Annotated in this window: 21 protein-coding genes, 2 pseudogenes and 1 CRISPR repeat array; of the genes and pseudogenes, 16 read left to right on the top strand and 7 right to left on the bottom strand. The window is 69.3% G+C overall.

Annotation, left to right across the window (positions count from 1 at the left end; translation table 11 throughout):
• Positions 1 to 15 precede the first annotated feature (15 nt).
• Genes casB through cas2e form a run of 6 tightly spaced genes read left to right on the top strand, consistent with a single transcriptional unit; the run spans position 16 to position 4,569 of the window.
• Positions 16 to 684: a type I-E CRISPR-associated protein Cse2/CasB gene (gene casB, locus L3078_RS04310; RefSeq protein WP_239750845.1), complete on the top strand. Its 669-nt coding sequence runs from the start codon at positions 16 to 18 to the stop codon at positions 682 to 684.
• Positions 681 to 1,832: a type I-E CRISPR-associated protein Cas7/Cse4/CasC gene (gene cas7e / locus L3078_RS04305; protein WP_239750843.1), complete on the top strand. Its 1,152-nt coding sequence runs from the start codon at positions 681 to 683 to the stop codon at positions 1,830 to 1,832. Before casB ends, cas7e begins: the two co-directional genes overlap by 4 nt.
• Positions 1,829 to 2,602, top strand: coding sequence for a type I-E CRISPR-associated protein Cas5/CasD (gene cas5e / locus L3078_RS04300; RefSeq protein ID WP_239750841.1), 774 nt, complete (start codon positions 1,829 to 1,831; stop codon positions 2,600 to 2,602). Before cas7e ends, cas5e begins: the two co-directional genes overlap by 4 nt.
• Positions 2,599 to 3,240, top strand: coding sequence for a type I-E CRISPR-associated protein Cas6/Cse3/CasE (cas6e, locus tag L3078_RS04295; protein WP_239750839.1), 642 nt, complete (start codon positions 2,599 to 2,601; stop codon positions 3,238 to 3,240). The genes cas5e and cas6e overlap by 4 nt, the downstream gene beginning before the upstream one ends.
• A gap of 56 nt (positions 3,241 to 3,296) precedes the next feature.
• On the top strand, positions 3,297 to 4,238 hold the full coding sequence (cas1e, locus tag L3078_RS04290) for a type I-E CRISPR-associated endonuclease Cas1e (RefSeq protein WP_239760203.1): 942 nt from the start codon (positions 3,297 to 3,299) through the stop codon (positions 4,236 to 4,238).
• A 1-nt stretch (position 4,239) separates the two neighbouring features.
• Entirely contained in the window at positions 4,240 to 4,569 is a 330-nt protein-coding gene (gene cas2e / locus L3078_RS04285; RefSeq protein WP_239750837.1) for a type I-E CRISPR-associated endoribonuclease Cas2e, read from the top strand.
• Positions 4,570 to 4,585: 16 nt separating this feature from the next.
• Positions 4,586 to 5,347: direct repeats of the CRISPR family, unit length 29 nt; unit sequence GTGGTCCCCGCCGACGCGGGGGTGAACCG.
• A gap of 78 nt (positions 5,348 to 5,425) precedes the next feature.
• Here cas2e and L3078_RS04280 read toward each other — a convergent pair.
• Both L3078_RS04280 and L3078_RS04275 read right to left on the bottom strand, forming a co-directional pair.
• Positions 5,426 to 6,128: pseudogene (locus L3078_RS04280) on the bottom strand (transposase family protein).
• A gap of 203 nt (positions 6,129 to 6,331) precedes the next feature.
• Positions 6,332 to 6,580 (bottom strand): DUF7660 family protein, encoded by a 249-nt coding sequence (locus tag L3078_RS04275; protein WP_239750835.1) that lies wholly within the window; start codon positions 6,578 to 6,580, stop codon positions 6,332 to 6,334.
• Between the two features lie 626 nt (positions 6,581 to 7,206).
• Between L3078_RS04275 and L3078_RS04270 the strand changes: the two genes are divergently transcribed.
• The 4 genes and pseudogenes from L3078_RS04270 (at position 7,207) to L3078_RS04260 (ending at position 9,285) form a co-directional block, all read left to right on the top strand.
• Positions 7,207 to 8,079, top strand: coding sequence for an RICIN domain-containing protein (locus L3078_RS04270; protein WP_239750834.1), 873 nt, complete (start codon positions 7,207 to 7,209; stop codon positions 8,077 to 8,079).
• Positions 8,080 to 8,228: 149 nt separating this feature from the next.
• Positions 8,229 to 8,606, top strand: a complete 378-nt coding sequence (locus L3078_RS04265) for a TipAS antibiotic-recognition domain-containing protein (RefSeq protein ID WP_239750830.1) — start codon at positions 8,229 to 8,231, stop codon at positions 8,604 to 8,606.
• 111 nt (positions 8,607 to 8,717) lie between these two features.
• Positions 8,718 to 8,807: pseudogene (locus tag L3078_RS44895) on the top strand (IS5/IS1182 family transposase); the annotation flags it as partial.
• Positions 8,794 to 9,285 carry a hypothetical protein gene (locus L3078_RS04260; RefSeq protein WP_239750828.1) on the top strand — a complete coding sequence of 164 codons (492 nt, stop codon included), beginning with the start codon at positions 8,794 to 8,796 and terminating at the stop codon, positions 9,283 to 9,285. The pseudogene L3078_RS44895 and the gene L3078_RS04260, both read left to right, overlap by 14 nt.
• Positions 9,286 to 9,290: 5 nt before the next feature.
• On the opposite strand, the gene L3078_RS04255 is transcribed toward L3078_RS04260, so the two are convergent.
• On the bottom strand, positions 9,291 to 12,446 hold the full coding sequence (locus tag L3078_RS04255; protein ID WP_239750825.1) for a tetratricopeptide repeat protein: 3,156 nt from the start codon (positions 12,444 to 12,446) through the stop codon (positions 9,291 to 9,293).
• Positions 12,447 to 12,602: 156 nt separating this feature from the next.
• On the opposite strand from L3078_RS04255, the gene L3078_RS04250 reads away from it, so the two are divergent.
• Positions 12,603 to 13,058, top strand: coding sequence for a hypothetical protein (locus L3078_RS04250; protein WP_239750822.1), 456 nt, complete (start codon positions 12,603 to 12,605; stop codon positions 13,056 to 13,058).
• Between the two features lie 14 nt (positions 13,059 to 13,072).
• Positions 13,073 to 13,711: a hypothetical protein gene (locus L3078_RS04245; protein WP_239750821.1), complete on the top strand. Its 639-nt coding sequence runs from the start codon at positions 13,073 to 13,075 to the stop codon at positions 13,709 to 13,711.
• Between the two features lie 38 nt (positions 13,712 to 13,749).
• On the opposite strand, the gene L3078_RS04240 is transcribed toward L3078_RS04245, so the two are convergent.
• A complete protein-coding gene (locus L3078_RS04240) occupies positions 13,750 to 14,688 on the bottom strand; it encodes an esterase/lipase family protein (protein ID WP_239750819.1) in 939 nt (312 codons plus the stop codon).
• 567 nt (positions 14,689 to 15,255) lie between these two features.
• A complete protein-coding gene (locus tag L3078_RS04235; protein ID WP_239750817.1) occupies positions 15,256 to 15,735 on the bottom strand; it encodes a MarR family winged helix-turn-helix transcriptional regulator in 480 nt (159 codons plus the stop codon).
• Positions 15,736 to 15,795: 60 nt separating this feature from the next.
• Between L3078_RS04235 and L3078_RS04230 the strand changes: the two genes are divergently transcribed.
• A complete protein-coding gene (locus tag L3078_RS04230) occupies positions 15,796 to 16,737 on the top strand; it encodes an amidohydrolase family protein (RefSeq protein WP_239750815.1) in 942 nt (313 codons plus the stop codon).
• Positions 16,738 to 16,788: 51 nt separating this feature from the next.
• On the opposite strand, the gene L3078_RS04225 is transcribed toward L3078_RS04230, so the two are convergent.
• Both L3078_RS04225 and L3078_RS04220 read right to left on the bottom strand, forming a co-directional pair.
• Entirely contained in the window at positions 16,789 to 17,577 is a 789-nt protein-coding gene (locus L3078_RS04225) for a 2-keto-4-pentenoate hydratase (RefSeq protein WP_239750812.1), read from the bottom strand.
• Entirely contained in the window at positions 17,574 to 18,206 is a 633-nt protein-coding gene (locus L3078_RS04220; RefSeq protein ID WP_239760202.1) for a TetR/AcrR family transcriptional regulator, read from the bottom strand. Before L3078_RS04220 ends, L3078_RS04225 begins: the two co-directional genes overlap by 4 nt.
• A gap of 127 nt (positions 18,207 to 18,333) precedes the next feature.
• Here L3078_RS04220 and L3078_RS04215 point away from each other — a divergent pair, with 127 nt between their 5' ends.
• From L3078_RS04215 to L3078_RS04205, 3 genes are read left to right on the top strand one after another with little or no spacing between them, the layout of a single operon-like run.
• Positions 18,334 to 19,935 (top strand): bifunctional 3-(3-hydroxy-phenyl)propionate/3-hydroxycinnamic acid hydroxylase, encoded by a 1,602-nt coding sequence (locus tag L3078_RS04215; protein WP_239750810.1) that lies wholly within the window; start codon positions 18,334 to 18,336, stop codon positions 19,933 to 19,935.
• Positions 19,936 to 19,943: 8 nt separating this feature from the next.
• Complete coding sequence (locus L3078_RS04210; protein ID WP_239750808.1) at positions 19,944 to 20,807, top strand: alpha/beta fold hydrolase; 864 nt, start codon at positions 19,944 to 19,946, stop codon at positions 20,805 to 20,807.
• Positions 20,804 to 21,817, top strand: coding sequence for a VOC family protein (locus L3078_RS04205; protein ID WP_239750806.1), 1,014 nt, complete (start codon positions 20,804 to 20,806; stop codon positions 21,815 to 21,817). The genes L3078_RS04210 and L3078_RS04205 overlap by 4 nt, the downstream gene beginning before the upstream one ends.
• Positions 21,818 to 22,221 lie beyond the last annotated feature (404 nt).

Below are 22,221 nucleotides of genomic sequence, written 5' to 3'. Positions count from 1 at the left end.
TTCGAGGACCATGCCGTGACCACCCCACCCCCAGCCGCGGCGTCACCGCCGCTGGCCGCACAGCGGCCCTCCGACGCGTTCGTCGCCTACGTGCTGGACCTGTGCGCGAACAAGCAGGCCCAGTCGGCGCTGCGCAGCGGACTGGGCCGGCCCGCCGAACGCTGCAACCGCCTCCACCGTTACCTTGTACGACGGCTGCCGGAGCGCATGCACCCCGACGCCCGGCGCGCCCACTACGCCGTGGCCGCTCTGATCGCCGCCCGCCCGCGCTCGGCCCGGGCCCTTGACGCCGAACGCGCGGAAGCCGAGGGCGCCGTGTCGCACTGGTACGCGCGGGCAAACCTGGGCGCGAGCCTGGCCCACGCGGTCAACGCCCAGATCATCAAGCCCGGTTCGGCCGAGGGCGACCTGCATCTGTACAGCCGTCAGAGCAGTGAGGCGCTGAACGTGCGGCTGCCCGCGATGACCCGTCATCTGCTGTCCGGCGGCATCGCGGTGGACTGGGCGGTGCTCTTGGAGGACCTCACCTGGTGGGACCGCGACCGCGACCGTGTCGCGACCCGCTGGCTGGAGAGCTACTTCCGCACCCTGCACGCCGAGACCGCCGACGACGCTGCCGTCGGCAGCCATACCGACGCTTCTTCGACCGATCTCGCCGAACTGCCTGAGGAGAATTTCGCATGACCGCCCTGTACCTGGACCTGAGTGCCCTGCAGTCGGTTCCGGCCGCCAACCTCAACCGTGACGACCTCGGCTCGCCGAAGACCGTCCGGTACGGCAACGCCCCCCGGATCCGGGTCTCCAGCCAGTCGTGGAAGCGGGTGATCCGACACGGAGTCGAGCGGGACCTGGGGGAGAAGGCCGCCCGCACCCGGCTGGTGCCCGTGAAGGTCCGTCAGGGACTTGAGCGGGCGGGGTGGCCGACGGAGCTGGCCGAGTTCGCCGGCGGCCAGGTCGCCGCCAGTGCGGGCAAGAAGGGCATCGGCACCGAGCAGCAGGGGCACACCTCGGTGCTGCTGTTCCTGCCGGAGAGCGGTCTGGAGGAACTCGTCGCGGTCTGCGCCGAGCACCGCGACGCCCTGGAGGCGGGGCAGGGCAAGAAGAAGCCGGGGCAGATCCTGCCGGTCGAGCGTATCGAGGAGATCCTCAAGCGGCGAACGGCATCTATCAGCCTGCTCGGGCGGATGCTCGCCGAACTGCCCGGCGCCAACGTCGACGGCGCCGCCCAGGTCGCCCACGCCTTCACCACCCACGCCGCCGAGCCGCAGCGCGACTACTTCACCGCCGTCGACGACTGGCTCGGCGAAGCCGACACCGGCAGCGGCCACCTGGACACCAGCGAGTTCAGCGCCGGCGTCTTCTACCGCTACGCCACCGTCAACATCACCGACCTGCTCACCAACCTGGGCGGCGACGGCAAGGCGGCCCGCACCGTGCTGGGCTCCTTCGCCGAGCACTTCCTGCTCTCACTGCCGCAGGCGAAGAAGAACAGCACCGCCCCCCACACCGTCCCCGACCTCGCCCATTTCGCCGTGCGTGCCCAGCGCCCCCTCTCCCTGGCAGCCGCGTTCGAGACCCCGGTCAAGGACAGTGACGGCGGCTTCGCCCGCGCCTCCCGCAAGGCCCTGGCCGCCTACGCTGGCCAGCTCAACCGGCTCACCGGCGACCGTCACCGCCCCTTCCACGGCCACGCCGCCATCGAGGACCCCCCGAACCTTCCCGCCGAGCAGACCATCGACCTCACCCCGCTTGGCGCCGTCCACGACTCCTTCTACGATCTGATCGACGCCGCGCTGGAGGCGGCGCTGCCCACCACCGGGGCCGACGCATGAGCGGCTTGCTGCTGCGGCTGGCCGCACCCCTGCAGTCCTGGGGGGAGCGCTCGGCGTTCACTCCGGACCGGGACACCGCCCCCTTCCCCACCCGCTCCGCCCTGACCGGTATGTTCGCCGCAGCCGAAGGCATCCCCCGCCACGACACGAGCGCCCTGGACCGCTACCGGGCACTGGAGTTCACCGTCCGCATCGACCGGCCCGGCACCCGCATGATCGACTACCACACCGTCGGCGGCGGCCAGCCCAAGGAGAAGACCGCCGCCACCAGCGGCGGCAGCAACAAAGGCGCCGCCGTCGTCACCCGCCGCCACTACCTCGCCGACGCCGTCTTCGTCATCGCCGTCACCGGCCCCCACGACACCACCACCCACATCGCCCACGCCCTGCACCAGCCGCACTGGTCCCCCTACCTCGGCCGCCGCTCCTGCGTCCCCGACGAACCGCTCCTGCTGCGCACCCACGCAGCCGACCCCGTCAACGACCTCCTGCACCACGTACCCCTCAGCTGGGACACCAGCCGCCCCGCACCTCGCGACGGCACCGTCCCCGTCACCTTCCTGTGGGAACACCCACCCCAGACAGCGGACGCCACGGCGGACATCGTCACCGTGCAGGACATGCCCCGCAGCTTCGCCCCAGACGGGCGCGGCCACGACCGCCGCCGCATCCACCGCACCGTGCAGCAACTGCCCGCCCAGCTGGCGGCCCACCCCCACGCCCTGCACCAGAAACTGATCGACTACGCGTTGGAAGAGGTCCCCGCATGAGCGCGGCACTCGCCCGGATCCGCCTCAACCCCCGCAGCCGCGCCGTCCAGCGCGACCTGCACGACGCCGCCCAGATGCACCGCACCCTGATGCGCCTGGTCCCCGACGACCTCGGCACAAGCCCCCGCCAAGCAGCCGGACTCCTGTACCGCCTGGACGAGACCGACACCACCAGCACCCTCCTCGTCCAGGCCACCGCCCTGGACCCCGCCCGCCTGCCCGACGACTACGGCCACACCGAACTCAAGGACCTCACCCCGATGTTCGCCGCCCTCACCCAAGGACGGCCCGTCCGCTACCGCATCACAGTCAACCCCGTCAAAACCGAACGCCTGCCCCTGGACCGCAAAGGCCAGCGCGGCCAGCGCATCCCCCTCACCGGCCAGGAAGCCGACCAGTGGTGGACCCGCCGCGCCACCGAAGCCGGCCTCGAACTGCGCACCCTCCTGCCCACCCCCCTCACCCCCGCACACCCCCGCACCGGCCAAACCCTGCGCGGCCGGCACCACCTCGTGCGCTACGACGGCACCGCCACCATCACCGACCCCCAAGCCCTCGCCCAGGCCCTGCTCACCGGCATCGGACGAGCCAAGTCCTACGGCGCCGGCCTCCTCAGCCTCGCCCCCGCCCCCGCGTGAACACCCGCCCCCGGGGCGGCGACGCCCGCAGACGCCTCGCCGCCCCCACCCTCGCCATGCTCCCGCGCATCGCGGACTCCCTGTCCTTCCTCTACCTCGACATGGTCCGCGTCGTCCAGGACGACACCGGCGTCTGCGCCCGGATCCAACTCGACGACAACCGCACCGACACCGTCCACATCCCCACCGCCGCACTCACCTGCCTGCTCCTGGGCCCCGGCGTCTCCATCACCACCCGCGCCCTGACCACCCTCGCCCGCCACGGCACCAGCGTCATCTGCACCGGGGCTGGCGGCGTCCGCGCCTACGCCGGCATCCTCCCGGACTCCCTCACCACCCGCTGGCTCGAACACCAGGTCGCCGCCTGGGCCGACCCCCACCAACGCCTCGCCGTCGCCACCCGCATGTACGAGATGCGCTTCGGCGAAGACACCGTCCCCCACGCAACCACCCTCGCCCAACTACGAGGCATGGAAGGCCAGCGCATGAAGGCCCTCTACAAACTCCTCGCCCAGCAACACGGCATCGGCCGCTTCCGCCGCAATTACCACCCTGACCAGTGGCACCAGCAAGACCCCGTCAACCTTGCCCTGTCCGCCTCCAACACCTGCCTCTACGGCATCATCCACGCAGCCGTTCTCGCCCTCGGCTGCTCACCGGCCCTCGGCTTCGTCCACACCGGCACCCAGCACGCCTTCGTCTACGACATCGCCGACCTCTACAAAGCCGACACCACCCTCCCCGTCGCCTTCTCCCTCCACCAGGCCACCGACCCCGAACAGCAAGCCCGCCGCAAATTCCGCGAAGAACTCCGCCTCATCCGCCTCCTGCCCCGCGTCATCCACGACATCCAGCGCCTCCTCACCCCTGCCACCGCCACCGCCACCGACGACGACTCAGACGACCCGACCCGCTACGACGTGCGCATCGTCCACCTCTGGGACCCCAAGACCGGAACCCTCCCCGCCGGCGTCAACTACGCACCGGACGGCACCTGACATGCCCTCCATGCTCGTCATCGCCACCACCGCCGTCCCCGACCACCTCCGCGGCGCCCTCAGCCGCTGGACCACCGAAGTCGTCCCCGGCATCTTCGTCGGCACCGTCTCAGCCCGCGTACGCGACCAACTCTGGGACGCCGTCACCGAAGTCGTCGCCGACGGCGCCGCCGTCCTAGTCCACCCCGCCCCGACCGAACAGGGCTACGCCATCCGTACCGCTGGAACTCGCCGCCGCGTTCCCATTGACTTCGACGGACTCACCCTCATGCGCATGACCGCTGCCCCACAACAACCCCACCTGGCAAAGAACAAGCAAAGCACGAGCTAAGCCGCAGGTCACGAAGGTGGTCCCCGCCGACGCGGGGGTGAACCGACGCTGGCTGCGACCGCGCTCCGGCCCGTCACGTGGTCCCCGCCGACGCGGGGGTGAACCTCCGAACGCGGCGACGAGACCGATGGACGCACCGTGGTCCCCGCCGACGCGGGGGTGAACCGGCGCGAGGAGACAGCATCCGGCGCAGTCGCGAGTGGTCCCCGCCGACGCGGGGGTGAACCGAGCGGCGAGTCGACGGCGGGCTCGGGCGGTATGTGGTCCCCGCCGACGCGGGGGTGAACCGGCCGACAAGCTGCGCGCCCAGCACGGCATCACGTGGTCCCCGCCGACGCGGGGGTGAACCGCTGCACCGCGACGGCGTCCACGGCGTCACCCCCGTGGTCCCCGCTGACGCGGGGGTGAACCGCCTCCGTGCCTGTTGTGGGTGTGGCCGCCGACGTGGTCCCCGCCGACGCGGGGGTGAACCGACGGCCCGGTCCTGCCCGGTCGGCGCTGCCTAGTGGTCCCCGCCGACGCGGGGGTGAACCGGCGGGCACGCATGGCGACCGCGCCGTGATCACGTGGTCCCCGCCGACGTGGGGGTGAACCGGCCCGCACTGGTCGGCGCGGGCCTTCGTGCTGGTGGTCCCCGCCGACGCGGGGGTGAACCGTTGATGGCGGTGATGGTCGCGCCGGGCATGGCGTGGTCCCCGCCGACGCGGGGGTGAACCGAAGGGAATGCCCGACCGGTACATCTCCGTGCGGTGGTCCCCGCCGACGCGGGGGTGAACCGACCTGATCTTCGCCGTCCTCGGGACGGTACATCTGGTCCCCGCCGACATGGAGGTGAACTCACGAGGACGATTCATGATCATGTGGTCAGGGTGAGGTTCAGCATCTGGGAGACCGTTTGGCCCGCACGGTGGAGGCCGTCGTCGTGCTGTCGGCAGTTTCGGAGGATCTTGTGCTTCTTCAGTCGGCCGATGGCATGCTCGACCCGCGCGTGGACCCGTCGGCGCTCGGCGTTGTCGGCCTCTCCCGCCATCAGGGGCCGGCCGGGCTGTTTGCGGTGCGGGACGACGAGGTCGGTGTTGTTGTAGGCGTCGCCGAGCACGGTAACGCCATGGCACCAGTCCGGCAGGCCGGAGTTGCGTCACACGTGGGCGTTGGCCCGGTTGCCCGGTGCTGGTCGGGCGGCGGCCACCACCAAGCGGGTGTCGGCATGGATGATGACCTGCACTTTCGGGGAGAAGCGGTAGTTGCCGCTGGAAGCATCGACCTTGCGGTCGCGGGCCGGGACCAGCGTGCCGTCCACGATCCACAGCCGGTTGTCGGCCTCGACGGGACGTGCGGCCGGTTCGAACCCGAGGAGCGGCCCAAGCCGTCGGATGGCCCTGCGCACCGTCGCCGGCGAGATCTCGAACAGGGGTGCGAGCTACCGCATGGTGAGGCTCGTGCGGCAGAAGACCACCACCAGCACTCGCTCAGCGAACGGTAGGCACCACGAACAGCGTCATCCGCAGCCCCGCAAACGTCTCCGCCCACACCACATCAGCCCTCAACACCTCACGCACACAAGGGAAATGCCCAGATCGTGACGTTCTGCAATGCGCTCTGGACTGGCGATTAGTGGCGCCTCCGGCATGACCCGAACCTGCGGCCAAGCGCTTAGAAGGCGCTTGGACGGATCGCCGGAGGAGTACCTCTGACCTGGTGCTTACAGCATGCCGCGTTCGGGCTATTGCCGACTTCGATACACATTCGACAGGGCCCCTGACTATTCGTAGATGGTCGCCCCTTGCAAGGCTCGTGCGAAGAACGTCCAGTCACCGCTGCCGGGCAACTCGCCGCCGGCGTTGCTGTACCAACCGTCCGCGTCGTCGATCCACGCTGCCAAGGCCTCCAGGAAACTCGCGAGATCCGCGTTCTCCCACGAGCCGCCATCCTCGGCTTGCCTGCGGTGCAGGGAACGGACGAAGGCGGCCAGGGTTTCTCGGCTGTCGACACGATCAGGAGAAGTGGGCATGCGCGGCACCCTACTTGGGTCGCCACTTGCTACTGCATGGCAAGAAACACCCCATCTTGCCGGATCGCTACCCCTGGGGGAAACGGGTATGGGTGGGCGGCGCTGACCTGGAGCTTTGCTGCCGACGGCGCAGCCTCATCCGTCACCGTCGGTCGCCCTTGGTCGGCCTCGGGCACCCTCGCACGGCCCGGAGACGGCCCAGGGCTCACGGCGTGTCTGCATGCAGAGTGTCCCACGTGTCCGACTGTTCAGTCAGGCTTACGACCTGCACGAATGGCCCGGACACCCTTGACAATCAAGTGTCCAGGCGTCGGGGTTATTGCAACAGCTGCCACAGGGAGTCGAGTTATCGGTGGTTGATCAGGCAGACGAGTTCAAGCAACGCTTCATGGGTGTCGGCCCGTCATTCCCATCAGATCCGCAGCCGATCCACGGCGGCGTCTCGCACCGAACCAGACGCTCAACTCACACCCCCTCACACGGCTCTCAGTACCGATTCGCTCCTTGCGCTGGTCGTTGTGGTATCCCCATGCTCCATCCCGAGTGGCGACAGAGACCGGATGCACCGATCCTTGAGATACATACAGGCTGGAACTAGACACATGCACGGATAGGGTGAGTGAGACATGCCTGCTGGACCCGGCGACTTCCTCTTCGGCATATTTCTAGCCGGAGTTGGTTGCCTCACGCGGATCAACAAGTACCGGGCCGAGAAGGGCCTTATCCCAGTCTTCATAGATAAGGACCTATCGGCAGCAGCCGCCCGCCACACGTCGGATATGGCAAATCACCCCTGGGTGTACAAGACGCCCGGTAGAGATGCCCACAAGGGTTCGGACGACAGTACCCCCGGAGTACGGATCGTAGAGGCTGCCGGTGCCGGAGGCTGGGTTCCGGAGAACAATCGGACTGGCGAAATCCTCTACTGGGGTGGCGCATATCTAAAGTCCGACGCACCCATGAATTGGTGGCTGCAAAGCCCGGGCCATGAAGCACTGATCCGAGAACCCGACTTCACCCACATGGGATTCTCGGCCAGCCACAACGGGACCGCCGATGAGTGGGTGTACGGGGTGACCTTCGCCCGCTCTCCCGTTCGACCGCTGCACTCCAAGTTCAGCGATAAAGTCCTCGACGTCGAGGGTATATCGAACGTCGACGGCGCCAAGGTCCAAATCTGGGACTACTGGGGAGGCGGAAATCAAAGGTGGAGAATGGAGCCCGTAGGCGACGGCTACGTAAGACTCATTGCGCAGCACGTCGATAAAGTCATGGATGTCGAGGGTATATCAACCGCGCAAGGGGCGCGCCTGCATCAGTGGAAATGGTGGGGGGGCGACAACCAGCGATTCCTCCCCGAGGTATACGGGGGCACCCACATCAAGTTGACGGCCAAGCACAGCGGTAAGGTGCTTGAGGTCGAATCAGATGTCCTGGGCGCCCCGGTGTACCAGGGAGGTTGGGTGGATGGGCACTCCAGACAGCTATGGCGGTTTTGATCGGCCCTTCGACGGAGCGGTGATCCAGATCCGGCGTGGCGAAGCCCAAATCAATGGTGAAAGCAGGCTTGACTGACCGTCACCTCCGGGCTAGCCACTGTCCTCCTTGCTGGCACGAATCAGGGAACACCAGGGAAGAAGGCGTCATTATGGTAGAGCCGAAGATCAACCGGCCGGAGAGCCTGTTCGAGGGGTTCGCCTACCTGGTGCATGATCCAAAAACCCGCGAGCGGCAGTCGGAGCAAACACAGGCCGAGGAACAGGACATCACCGACCGCCTGATTCGGATGGCCGAGTTCATGGTCGCTCGCACATCGCCCGACAACCCGACCGTACTGGAGGAAGTCGACTGGTACTACCGCGAGGCTAGGCGATACGGGATTGCGGACGCTGCCACGTTCATCTCTCTTGGGGAGATGTACGTAGATGACCCACATTTCAATGCCTTGTACGAGAGGGTCGCCGAAGGCCTAGCCGCCTACCAGCGTGACGCGATGGCTGCTTACGCGAGGGCGCGGTTGAGTTGATCTAGTGGGGCAGGCAAGCGTTGGACCGCCAGGAGCGAGTCACTGGTCCCAGGCTGAAACACCCGGGCACTTAGACCGTGTCCTACGTGGTGAGGCGTCGTTGACCACGGTATGGGGCGGGGTACGTGGAGTTGGATTGTTCCGGACGGGCTGTGGGAGATCGCCAGTCGGCCGGGTGGCGGAGGCGGTGACCACGACCCGGGAGGCCGTGTCGGTCCTGCGCAGGCTGGTCGCCGTCAATCCGCTGGCCCACGAACCTGACCTCGCGAGCGGACTGGGCAACCTCGGTACCTTTCTGATCGGTTCCGGCCGTACCGAGGAGGCAGCCGAGGCCGCCGACGAGGCGGTCGCCATCCAACGGAGGCTCGCGGCTCAGGACCCGGCGCTCCACGAGCCCGAACTGCTGCGCAATTTGTGGATGATCGCCGACGACCACAGAGAACAACGCCCGCACGCTGCGCTCCAGGCGGCTGAGGAGGCCGTCGCTCTCTGCCGCCGGCTGGCCGCCGCGGAACCGGAGAAGTACGCGACGGACCTGCGCGTCGTGCGCACCGCTCACGCGGAGGCGCTGCGCGTGCTCGGCCGTACGGAGGAGGCGGACGCGATCGTCCGAGAACTGGCTGACGAAGAGGCCGAAGGGGGCGAGGAGGGCGATGAGCGGGGCGAGGGCGACCGCTGACCGAGTCAGGGGCGCGTAGTGAGCGATTCGGCGAACTCCGCCAGCGACAGCAGACGCCCGGAGGAGTCGGTCCGGAAATACCGCTCCGGGTCCGCGGTCAGTGTCTCGATCGTGCGGGTGGGCAGACCGCGCAGTCCGGCCGCCTCGTGGGGCCACCACAGCGCGAGCCGGTCGAGGATCTGCTGCGGCCAGCGAGCCGGATCGGCAAAGGGCTCCTTGAGTTCCTCGACGACCGTTCGGTACTGCTCGGGGCTTCCGTCGCGCTCCACCCGTACGAAGGCCTCGACGAAGAACATGAATCCGACGCGCTCGACAGCGCCACGCATGTTCGCCGCGGTGGGCTCCAACCCCACGGAGGTGAGGAGTTCCACGTAGTGCCGCCGCAGCAGGGCGGGCAGCCCCAGTTCGCGACGCAGCCGGGCGCCCGTCGCCTTCGCTTCGGCTGCGGCCCGGATCCGGTCCCGCAGTTCGCGACACCGGTCCATCGCTTCCCGGCGGTCGGCGGGCAGGTCTGCGGCCAGGGGTTCCCAGAGAGCGAGGGCCTCTGCCGCTGCCTGGTCCGCGGAGGGCAGAGGATCGTGGCGCTGCCAAGCGCACATCTGCCGCCACGCCAGGTTGTACAACGAGTCCGCGAGGCGCAGCCCGTGGGCGTCGGGGTGTACGTCGGCCAGCCGGCGGTAGAGCGCGACTGCCTCGTGGGAGCAGGCCAGCGCCTCGTCGACGCGATCGTGCCAGGTGAACACACGGCCGATGTTGTCCAGCGCCTGCGCCAGCTCCGGCTCGTGCGCTCTCGGCCGTCGCGCGACCTGCCGCCGACGGATCTCGACGGCCTCCAACGCCGGGTTCAGCGCCTCGCCCCAGCGGTCGGCCTCGCTCAGCCGGACGCCGAGGTTGTCCAGTGCCCGGGCCAGACCGTCCTCGTGGGCGTCCTGGTTGAGCTTCACCAGCCGACGGTGGTGCGCCACGGACTCCTCAGTGACCCTCAGAGCCTCTTGATTTCGGCCGTTCTCGCCGAGCCGGGCACCGAGATTGTTGAGGGCCGTGGCGAGACGGGGGAGATGACGGCCCGGATCCTGTTCCGCCAGTCGGCGATTGATCACGACTGCCTCCCAGGTCAGTGCCAGTCCCTCGGCGTACTCACCGATCTCGGCATGCAGGCCCCCTACGTTGCTCAGCACGACAGCCAAGCCCGGTTCGTGGGTGTCCGGGTCGATGTCGGCGAGGCGGCGCTGGCGCGTCAGCGCCGCCAGGCCGTCCTCCAGGGCTTCTCTGCGCCGACCCAGCCTCCGCTTCCGCAGGCTGATGTTGGACGCGGCGACCGCGAGCCCGGACGTGTGATCCTTGCGGTCGGCGCCGGTTCGCGCCTGCCGGACCTCGATCGACTCCTGGGCCCTGGCCAGTGCGTCCTCCGTGTGGCCGAGGGTGGACAGCAGTGAGCTGAGGGTGTCCAACGCGATGGCGTGTGCGCGGGCGTGCTGCGGATCGCGGGCAGCCAGCCGGCGCCACAGGTGGACGGCCTCCTCGGCATGCTCCAGTGCGCGCTCGTATCTGCCCGCATGCTCCAGTACGTTCGCCAACCGCTGGAGCACCGTGGCGTGAACCAGCGGGTCGTCCGTGTTCAGCAGCCGGTCCTGCGACAGCCGCTCCACGATCGAGGCGATGCCGGTGTCGAGGTCGCTGTCGCTCCACTGGGGGAAGAGCTTCTCGATCTGCTCGAGCAGAGCTGGCTCCGCACCGGCGGCGAGCGCCGTCAACGCGGCGCTGCCGGCCTCCAGAGCCAGTTCCGGGGACGTGCGCAGGAGCGGGAACAGCAGCTTGTGCCCCACATGCGGCCACCGTTCGGTGGCCGCCGCGAGGAAGGTGACGGACCGCGCCACTCGCTCGCGGCGGGTGCCGTCCGCACCCCGCAACGCGACGACGCCGCCGGCCGCCTCCACGGCCCATGGCTGGTCGGGGTAGTCCGCCCTATGACCGGGCACGGTGAGCGCCAGGAAGTCTTCGGCGAGGCGATCGGGGTAGGGCGGCTCCAGGACGGTACCGCTCTCCGGATCCGGGGCCGGGTAGTACCGGGCGTGATCCTCCAGGACGTGGTGCGGGGAGGCGCGGACGCCCGCCGCGCGCAGCAGTGCGAGGCCTGTTCGCCGGCTCTGCGGGCCGGCGAGGGCTGCGGCGAAGACGGCGCGGTGCATCACCTCCGGCGATGTCCTGACCTTGCCCGCGGTGGCCCCGAGCCGGTGTGTGCCGTCTCCGGCCATGAGGGCCCAGTGCAGGTGCTCGCGATCCAGCAGGTACACGGTCAACCCCGCCGCGTCCGCGGGAGTGGGTCGGCCGTTGACGCGGGCGTCCACCGCGACCAGCGCCGCCATATGCACGGACAAGGTGAGGCCCATGGCGGCGGAGTCCAGGGGGACAGCGGGCAGGATGTACCCGAGGTCGCCGCAGCCGTAGTGACGTGTGAATGCCGTGCGGGCGGCGGCGAACATCTCCGCACGTGCGGCGGCTTCCGGCAGGACTCCCAGGCGTTGGTCGGAGGCCGAGCCGCCGAGTTCCGCCGTCGCGGCGCGTACGGTGGGCCAGGCCTCGTCCGTACGGGCGAGCAGCAGCACGCGGGTGGGGACGGTGTCGTGCTGGTGCAGCAGGGAGTTCCCGAGCAGCAGGGTCAGATGGTTGAGCGGCCAGCGGTCCGCGTAGTCGACGATCAGGAGCAGACCGGTGTGGCCGGCAGGTCGAAGATCGTGTGATGCCGACCCCACCACCGAGCCTGGGGCATGGGTGGCGACGACGGCCTTCCACCCCCGCTCGATCGCCTCCTTGGCCAGTTGGTCGGCGAGCCGCGTCTTCCCCTGACCGCCGACGCCGTGCAACCACCGCATCGACAGCCGATCGCTCTCCCGTAACCAGTGGTGGAGAGAGGCGCGTTCGTCCTGTCGGCCCGTGAAGTCCACGACCGCGTGCCGAGCGTTGAGCAGGCGGCTGGGGAGTTCACGAAGCCACGCGTCGGAAGTCGGTGCCGGAGGTGCCCAGTTGGCGAGGAGATAGACCGGCATACCGTCGCCGTGGACGTGGAGGTCGGCTCCGATCAGCCCGTAGGCGAAGCCGCTCTCGGCCCGCACGGACTGGTGGGCGGCGGTCGCCTGCGGGCCGCCTGGGCGTACCGGCATGCGTGGCCCCCCGGGTGCTTCGTTCCGGCGTGGTGGGCGAATCTACCAGTCGCCGCGAGGGGAACCCGATGCCGCGCTTTCCGCGTCCTTTCCCGTACGTCACCTCCGTGCCGTCGCACGGACTGGACGAACAGCTGGCTCAAGGAGCGCAACGCTATGGCGAAATCGATGGAACTTCTGGCCCTGACCGGCGGCTCAACGGTTGTGGCGGCCATGGCAACCGAAGCGTGGCCGATCGCGCGCGAGGGCACGGTGCGGCTCTTCGCCCGCCGGAGCGAGGAGCAGTCGGCCATCGTGGAGGCTCAACTGGACAGCAACGCCGCGCTGGTCGCCCGGTCGGCCGACGCCGAGCGTGTGCGTGCCGTCCTCGCCCCGGTGTGGCAGCTGGAATTGGAGTCGCTACTGACGGATCACCCCGGTTTGGTGGACGAACTGAGGGTGCTGATCGCCCGGTTGGAGTCGGCGCTGCCGCAAGCCCAGCAGACGTGGGTGCAGAACGGCATCGCGAAAGACAACGCGCAGCTGTTCCAGGCCATGAGAGGGAATGTCATCGTGCACCAGGACGAACCCGGTCGGCGCCGGGCCCGGACCGACACCGGACCTCAGGAGTGAAGGAACGCCGTGACGTGGGGAGCGAGGTGGATCCGGGGCGCGCGGAACAGTACATCGCAGCGGCAGGAGGGTTCGCGTACGGGGCTCTGGAAGCCGACGTGCATGTGTTCGGCGACGGGAAGCCGGTCTACCGGTTGCGAGCCTGGCCGCCCCCGTCCCCGTCCCCGTCTGCGGAGCGGCCCGAGGAAGCCGAATACGGCGACCGCGTACGGGATGTGGCCCGGCTCGAAGAATGGCGCGACACGTCGTCCCGGCTGGCGATGCTGTGGCTGCACGGTTCGCACGCCGAGGACAAGAGACGGTTGACCGCCCGGTTCGCCACCGGTTCGGTTGCCGCCGGGTGGAGCGTGGCCGCGGCCGTGCACGGATCGGCGACCGCCGAAGCGAGCGCACGGTTCATGGAGCACGCCGCCGGGCGTGGAGGCGCGGGGCTCCTGATGATCGTGGAGCGCGCCGACCGCTGGCCGTCCAGCCATCTGATCTGGCTGTTCAGCAATGCCCTGCTGCACCGGGCCGGGGTCCCGGCCCGGGTGCTGCTGACGGCAGAACGGCTCGACCCCTGGTTGGAGATCCGCGGGGTGCTGGCGAACCATCAGGCGAGCGCCTCGGCGCACCGCCTGGAGCAGACCGCCGTCGGCGAAGAGCCGGCGTGAAGCGCACGAGCGCGAACCGTGCGGCGCACGAGCGCGAACTAGGCGGGCTCCTCCGCTCCGCCTGACGGTCCCGGGGAGGGAGGCTGGGGGCCCTGGTGGACGTCGATCCTGCCGTCCTGGACCGCGAACACCTGGCTGTTGTCCGACGCGTTGTTCTCCTGGATGCGGATGCTCGGCTGATTCCGCTCCGCTCGACGCTCGTCCCGTACCGGTTCCGGGGCAGGCGACGACGGTGCTGGGGCCGAGGACCGTACTGCCTCGCGGGCCCGGTCGCGGGCGAACAGCAGGTCCCCTCGCAAGGTGGTGTAGGAGCGGTGGGTGACCGAGTCGGGACGCACGAGGGTCGAATGGTCTCCGGGCAGGACGCCCGCGCCGGGGAAGGCACCGCGCGCGGAGGTCGGCGTGACGATGTTGTCGGACTCACCGGCGTAGACACGGAAGGGGATGGGGCAGGTGCTCGCGGTGGCCCGTTCCGCATGGACGACGCGGTTGATGACGGTGCTGTGGGCCTCAGCGACGAGAGCGTTGAGCGGGCGCAGCTCGCGCTCCTGCGGGTGCTTGCGCACGAAACGGCGGCGGAACGTATGCAGCAGCTCCGCACCGGAGTTGGGGCAGGCGAACGTACAGACCAACCGAATCCGGGTGAGTTCGGCGCCGCGGCCCGCGCTCAGCATGCGGTGGAGGTGGCGCTGGACGATCAGACCGCCTTGGCTGTGCGAGACGAGGACGATGTCGTCGAAGGCCCCCGCCTCCACCCGCAGGAACATCTGCAGGCTGTCGGCGATGTCGTCGAAGGAGGGGATGCGGCGCAGCGGGTTGAAGCGGAAGTACGGGGTCGAGTACTCGAAGGGGAGTGGGGTGACGAAGGACAACTCACGGTCCGTGTCGAGCAACTTCTGGAAGGGGGCCCACACGTCAGGCGAGGAGAGGAGCCCGTGTACGAGGACCACCCCGATCTGTCCATTGGCCTGGGCCACGACCCACCTCCGTGTTCGCCAGTGGAGGCACGCGCCCGGCGCCCCCGCCTCGTACCAGCGTACGCCTGGTTGTGCAGGCGCCGAGGGCGGACTCCGCGCTGCGGAACCCACGCCTCGCGCCTCGGCGCGGCCGGTCGCGGTCAGTCTCTGTCGGCAAGGGGGGTGCTGTTGTTGGGCGGCCAGCACGAGGCTGCCGTCCGGCAGAGCGGGTGCGGCGGCCCCCGGTCCCTCGCTGTTTAAGCCGTGCTTCCTGCCGACCGTCGAGCACCAAGAATCGCTGGTCCAGTCGGCGACGACGGGGCCGACGGCGATGGCGAGGCCGGAAGCGGCCGGGTGTATCCAAGAAGCAGGCGCGGGTCGTGGTAGAGGACGTCGCGGCCACGGTCACCGCGGAGGCCGTTGTCGACTGAGCCGCCAAATGGCTGTCTTCATGACTCCGAAGAGGTCAGCGTGCGGCGCCGAGTGAGTCTTTTGTGTTCGGGCTCTTGGGGAGAAGCGCAGTGAACTTCGGCGCGGGCGTCCGAAGCTGTCGCAACGTTGAGTACGCCACTGTCGCTTGCGGCGCCATCAGTCCGAGTCAGTGTCGGAGACGAGTCCGGTCAGGCGGCGCAGGAGGCTGACGAGCTGAGTGCGCTCGGCCGGCGTGAACGCCTCATAGGCGCGGAGCTGGCGCTCCCGCAGCCGGGAGCGGAGCGTGGCCAGCACCTCGGCTCCCTCGGGTGTGAGTCCGACCAGGACCCGTCGCTCGTCCTCGGGGGACCGGCGGCGCACGACGATGCCCTTCCTCTCCAGCTGCTGCAGCATGCGGGTGGCGGTGGGGACGCTGACGTCCGCGCTGCTCGCCAGGTGGCCCACCGGGATGTCCGTCTCCGTAGCCAGTGGTTCAAGCAGTGCGACCTGGGCCAGGGAGAGCCCGCCAATCCGCTCGGCGCCTGCCGAACGGGCCCGTCGCATCGCGGCGAACAACGCGTCGGCGGCCCGCGCGATCTCCTCTCCGCTGACGTCGCGATCGGTCATGACGTGCTCGGTGTTGTGTTCGCTGCCCATGAAGGGGTAACTTACCAGCACAATAATTAGCCACCTAAATATTAGGAGGCGAGAGAAGTAATGTCCTCTCCGTACCGCATCGATGTCCATCAGCACCTCATCCCGTCGGCCTACCGGGACGTGATGGACAGCCACGGCGCGACAGCCGCAGGCTGGCCCACTCCCGCGTGGGACGCGGAAAGCGCCATCGCAATGATGGACCGCCGGTCGATCGCCACCGGCATCCTCTCGATCAGCTCGCCCGGCACCCACTTCGGCGACGACGCCGAAGCCCGCAAGGTCGCCCGCGCCGCCAACGAGTACGCCGCGGAGCTGGCCAAGGACCGGCCCGACCGGTTCGGCTTCTTCGCCGCTCTCCCGCTGCCGGACGTCGACGGCGCGCTCGCCGAGGCCGCCTACGCACTGGACGAGCTGCGTGCCGACGGAGTGGTGCTGATGTCCAACGTCCGGGGCCGCTACCTCGGGGACAAGGCGTACGAGCCGCTGTGGGCCGAACTCGACGCCCGCGGCGCGGTGGTGTTCATCCACCCCGACGCACCGCCCCTTCCGATGCTGGACGGCATGCCCGGCCCTCTGCTCGACTTCCCCTTCGACACCACGCGCACCGCGGTGCACATGACGCTCAACGGGGTGATGAGCCGTCATACCCGCATGAAGGTGATCCTCTCCCATGCGGGGGGTTTCCTGCCCTACGCCGCCTGGCGGTTCGCCGGCGGCGCCCAGTTCAACCCCGGGACGACGCCGATGGGCATTCTGACGGACCTTCAGCGCTTCTACTTCGACACCGCGCTGTCCAGCACGCCCGCCGCCCTGCCCTCCCTGCTGGCCTTCGCGGCACCCGGGCACATCCTCTACGGCAGCGACTTCCCGTTCGCCCCGGAGGAGGCCGGCGGCCTCCTCGACTCCCTGCTCGACGGTTACGAGGGCTTCGAGCCCGGCCAGCTCGACGCGATCAACCGTGGCAGCGCGGAAGTTCTGTTCCCGCGGCTCGCGGGGGCGTGATCACGGTCGGCCGCCTTCCCTGGCTGGTGCCGACGGCGGCAGCGACCGGCCTCAGACGAAGGACGCCGACACCGGGCGGAGGCCGCTGAAGCGGGCCTCGACCCCCTGCCCGGCAGTGACGAAGGGGGCTTCGGTCATGGCACCGGGCAGCACGATCTCTCCGGGGGCCAGGCTGGTGCTGAACGCGGCGAGGGTGTTGGCGAGCCAGGCCACCGCGGCCGCCGGATGGCCCAGTACCTCGCGCCCGCGGCCCGAGGCGACGCATGCACCGTCGACGAGCAGGTCGACAGTGACGGAGGCGAGGTCGGGCGAGTCGGCCAGGGCCATCCATGGGCCGCAGATCAGACCCGCGGAGCTGGCGTTGTCAGCAACCGTGTCGACCAGCGTGATCTTCCAGTCCTGGATCCGGCTGTCGGCGATCTCCAGGGCGGGCGCGACCGCGTCGGTGGCGTCGAGAACGTCCTGGACGGTGATGGCCGGGCCGAGCAAGGGCCGGGCGAGGCGGAAACAGATCTCCGGTTCGATGCGCGGCCGGCAGTACTGGCCGGCGAAGACCGGCGCACCGTCGCGGTGCACCATGTCGTTCAAAAGGTGACCGAAGTCGGGCTCGCCAACGCCGAGGAGCTGTTGCATGGCGGCCGAGGTCAGCCCGATTTTGTGGCCGACCACGGACGCGCCGTCGGCCAGGCGACGGGCGATGTTGTCCCGCTGGATCGCGTAGGCGTCGCTCAGGTCCAGCCCGGGCAGCAGGGACGAGAGCGGCTCGATCGGGGCGATGTGATGCTCCGCGTCGCGCAGTAGTCGTGCGGCCATCGCGCGTTGCTCGGTGTTCAGAGTCATGCGTCGGCTTCCGCGGCCATGCGGACCGCCGCGTCATAGACGAGCCGCGCGTGCATTTCGAACATCGCGACCAGGTCGATACTGTCGCCGGCGATCTCCCGCTGAACGAACAGGCCGTCGGCGCCCGCGACGGCGTAGACGCTGAGCTTGCGTACGGCATCGTCGTCCAGGGCCGGGAACAGGCTCCCGATCACGTCGGCGATCCGCTGGCTCGCGGTGCCGCGGACCTGAAGGAACACCGCCCGGCCGCGGGGCTCCGCCGGCCGCCGTTCAAGAGCGAGCATGAGGCCGAGGCGCAGAAAGTCCGGCTCGTCGACCAGGGACTTCGCGACATTCGCCGCCATGGTTGTGACCCGCTCCAAGGGCGTGCCGGTCTCTTCGTCCGGCAGCTCGACGGCAGCCAGCCAGGTCTCGAAGCTGCGTTCGATGACCGCGGCGATCAGGTCGTCCTTGTCCTTGAAGTGCCAGTAGATCGAGCTGGCGGGGAGCCCGCACTTGGTGCTCACGGCCGCGATGGACGTGCCCTCGTATCCGCGTTCCCCGGCGATGTCGACCGTGGCGTCCAGGATGCGCTGCCGCGACTCGACCCCGTTCGCGCGCTTCTTTCGCGCTGTCTGTGCACTCGGCATCAGCTCTGTCCCTCCCAGTCCCGGGCTCTTGACCGTACCCGACACGAAGCTTAGCGTAGCGACCATTCCAATTGGAGTGACCGCTACAGCAAGAGCCGTGCGACAGGGACGACAGTGAGGTGGCCTGGTGAGTGAAGTCAGGGCCGAGGGCAGAGCCGACGACGATGTGTATGACGTAGCGGTGATCGGCTACGGACCGACAGGCGTAACCGCGGCGAACCTGCTGGGCGGAATGGGTCTCCGGGTGGTGGTGCTCGAACGCGATGCCGAGATCTTCTCCCGCGCGCGGGCGATCTCCACGGACGAGGAGGTCGTCCGGATCTGGCAGCGCATCGGACTGGCCGAGCAGCTCAAGCAGGACATGCTGGCCGAGCGGCCGCTTGACTTCGTGGACGCGCGCGGCCGCGCCTTCCTCAGCGCGCACCCGACGCCGCGCGGGCACGGCCATCCGCCGCAGATGTTCATCTACCAGCCGGCGCTGGAGCAGGTCCTGCGCGACGGCGTCGACCGCTACCCGAACGTCGAGGTGTTGCTGCGGCACGAGTGCCTGCGCCTGCGGCAGGACGCCGACGGCGTGGAACTGACCACGCTGTCCACCACCGACGACTCCGTACGACGCCTGCGCGCGAAATACGTGATCGCGGCCGACGGTGGCTCCAGCCTCACCCGCGCCCAGCTCAACGTGGGCTACGAAGGGCGGACGTACGAGGACCGCTGGGTGGTCATCGACACAGCGATGCTCAAGCCGTGGCCGGATCACGACCGGCTGCGCTTCCGCTGCGACCCGGCCCGGCCGGCCGTGGACTGCCCGACCCCGCTCGGGCACCACCGCTGGGAGTTCCCGATCTTGCCGGGCGACGACGAGAAGTACCTGACGACAGACGAGGCGATCTACTCGATGGTGGCCCGGTACGGGATCGTCCGGGACCAGATCAAGATCCTGCGCGCCACCGTCTACAGCCACCATGTCCGCTTCGCCGCATGCTTCCGGGTGGGCCGGGTCTTCCTCGCAGGCGACGCCGCCCACGCCATGCCGCCGTGGATCGGGCAGGGTATGGCGGCCGGCGTGCGCGACGTGGCCAACCTGTGCTGGAAGCTGGACGCGGTGCTGCGGGGCGAGCTGCCTGAGCCGGTGCTCGACTCCTACGAGGCCGAGCGCAAACCGCACGTCAAGGAGGTCACCAGGCGGGCGGTGTTCGTCGGGCGGATCATCACCGAGCGCCGCCGTGCGGTCACCCGGATCCGCGATGCCGTGCTGCCGGTGCTGAACCGCGTGGGGGGTGTCAGCGCCTGGCTCCAGGACTCCAACTGGATCCCCGTCGCCCACTACGGCGACGGCTTCCAGGCCCGCCCCCGCACCAAGGCGTCCGGACACCAGATACCCCAGCCCTGGGTGACCGGCCCCGACGGCGAACGCGTCCGCCTGGACGACGCGTTGGCCGGCCGCTGGCTGCTCCTGCACCTCGGGCCGCCCACCGCGCAGCCTGCGTGGGGGCGCCTGGGCGTTCCGTCGCTGGCCGTCCTGCCGGTGGGCTCCCGCCCGGCCGAGGGCGCGGTCGTCGACAGCGACGGCGTCCTACTGCCCTGGATGACCGAGCACCGCGTGGCCACCCTGGCCCTGCGCCCCGACGCCTACGTCTACGCGGCCGCGCCCACCGGCGCCCAACTCCCGTCGCCCCCGGCGGGATTCACTCCCGCCCCGCAGGCCAGCGCCACGACCGCACCGTGAGGATCACCATGACCACGCAGACCGACCTGCCGGAGATGCAGGAGTACACCCTCGACATCGGCAGCAAGAAGATCTTCGTCGCGGAGACGGGTGACGGCCCGCCCGCGCTGCTGCTCCACGGCGGCGGCCCGGGCGCCTCGGGCGTCTCCAACTACAGCCGCAACATCGCCGAGTTGGCCAAGGAATACCGGGTCCTCGTGCCCGACCTGCCCGGCTACGGCCGCAGCAGCAAGGGCATCGACCTCACCGACCCGTTCGGTTCCCTCGCCCACGGCATCCGCGGCGTCCTCGACCGACTCGGCCTGGACAAGGCCCACCTGGTCGGCAACTCCTACGGCGGTGCCTGCGCCCTCCGCCTGGCCCTGGACACCCCCGACCGGGTCGACCGCATGGTCCTCATGGGCCCCGGCGGCATCGGCACCACCCGCGCCCTCCCCACGCCGGGCCTGAACAGCCTGCTCAACTACTACACCGGGGACGGGCCCTCGCGGCTGAAGCTGGAGAAGTTCGTCCGCGACTACCTGGTCTTCAACGCCGCCCAGGTGCCCGACTCGGTCATCGACGCCCGCTACGAGGCGAGCATCGACCCGGAGGTGATCGCCAGCCCGCCGCTGCAGCGCCCCAAGGACCTGCGCACCGTGTGGAGGATGGACTTCACCCGCGACAAGCGTCTGAACCGTCTGCCCGTGCCGACGCTGGTGCTGTGGGGAGCGGCGGACAAGGTCAACCGGCCGTCCGGCGGCCGGATGCTGGCTGAGCGCATGCCCAACTGCGACCTGTACGAGGTCGCCAACACCGGCCACTGGGTGCAGTGGGAGCGCGCCGGCCTCTTCAACCGGCTCTGCGCCGATTTCCTGGCAGGCCGTCGATGAGCACCCGCACCGCACCGTCCGTCTTCGGCGCCGTCCACCTGGGCTACATCGTCATCGAGACCAACCGCTTCGCCGACTGGCGCCGGTTCGGCACCGAGGCCATCGGCATGCACCACGACGACCTCTCCCACGACCTGATGCGCTTCCGCATCGACGACCACGAGTGCCGCTTCCTGCTGCGGCGCGGTCCCGCCGAAGACGTCGTGGCCATCGGCTGGCACGTGAACGACCACGTCTCGTTCGAGCAGGTCGAGGCCCGCATACTGGCCCACGGCGTGCCCTGTGTCGAGGGCAGTGCCGAGGAGGCAGCCCTGCGCGGTGTGGAGCGGCTGCTGCGCTTCCCTGGCCCCAAGGGGATCACCCAGGAGATCTACACGACCCCGTTCATGTCGTCCGAGCCTCTTCTGATGCTCGCCTCCGGCTGGGTGACCGGCGATGCGGGCATGGGCCATGTCGCGATCACCTCGGCCAAACCCACTCTGATGCGCGGTTACTTCAGCACGGTTTTCGACGCTCGCCTGACCGACTACATCGACGAGACCATCAGCGGCATCAAGCTGAAGATTCGCTTCCTGCGGGTCAACGAACGTCACCACTCCATCGCCATCGCCGCCGTCCGAGGCCTGCCCATCGACCCCATCCGCACCCGCGTCCAGCACCTCAACATCCAGGCCGAAAGCCTCGACGACCTCGCGCAGAGCTACGAGCGGGTGTGCGAACTCGGCTTCGACATGGCGTTGTCGGTGGGTCAGCACACCAATGACAAGGAACTCTCCTATTACGCCCGCACCCCTTCGGGCTTCGAGTGGGAAGTCGGCTGGAACCCCATCGTCATCGACGAAAACACCTGGGATCCCTCCACACACCAGGGCATCAGCATCTGGGGCCACAAGCCCGTCGGCCAGACGATCGTCGACAAGCTCGACCAGTTCCGGCTCGGCACGCGTTCACTCGTCCGCCCGGAGAAGACCGTCCCCGCCCTCAGCGGCGTCGGTATCCCCGACGACTGACCGCCCTGGCGCCCGTTGGCCCCGGCGGGATCGGTCTCCTTGGGCTCGGCCCCGGCCGGGCCCGGGGAGACCGCGGCCACGTCCTGGCCGTTTCTGTCATGCCTAGATCATGAGGGTTTGTCATCAGTCCCTCGGCAGCAGCGGACAGACGGCGCTGATGCTGTTGGTCGGCGCATTGGAGGGCCGCACGACCGGACTGGGCGGCAGCGTGCGGTCGGCATTGCCGTGGCGGTCCAAGCCCACAACCTGCAGCCGCTAATCCACCCGTCACTCGTCGTGGTCGGCTGCGCGGTCGTGCCCACCTGTCTCTACCCCCTGTTCTGGAGCCGGTACAACCGCACCGGCCTGCTGCGGACGGTGCACGTGGTCTGGCCTGCCCCTTCGCCCTCTATGTTTCCTCCGCG

This window comes from Streptomyces deccanensis (assembly GCF_022385335.1).
Lineage (GTDB): Bacteria > Actinomycetota > Actinomycetes > Streptomycetales > Streptomycetaceae > Streptomyces > Streptomyces deccanensis.
The sequence above is the reverse complement of the archived record's forward strand: the minus strand, read 5'-3'. Positions and strand labels throughout refer to the sequence as shown.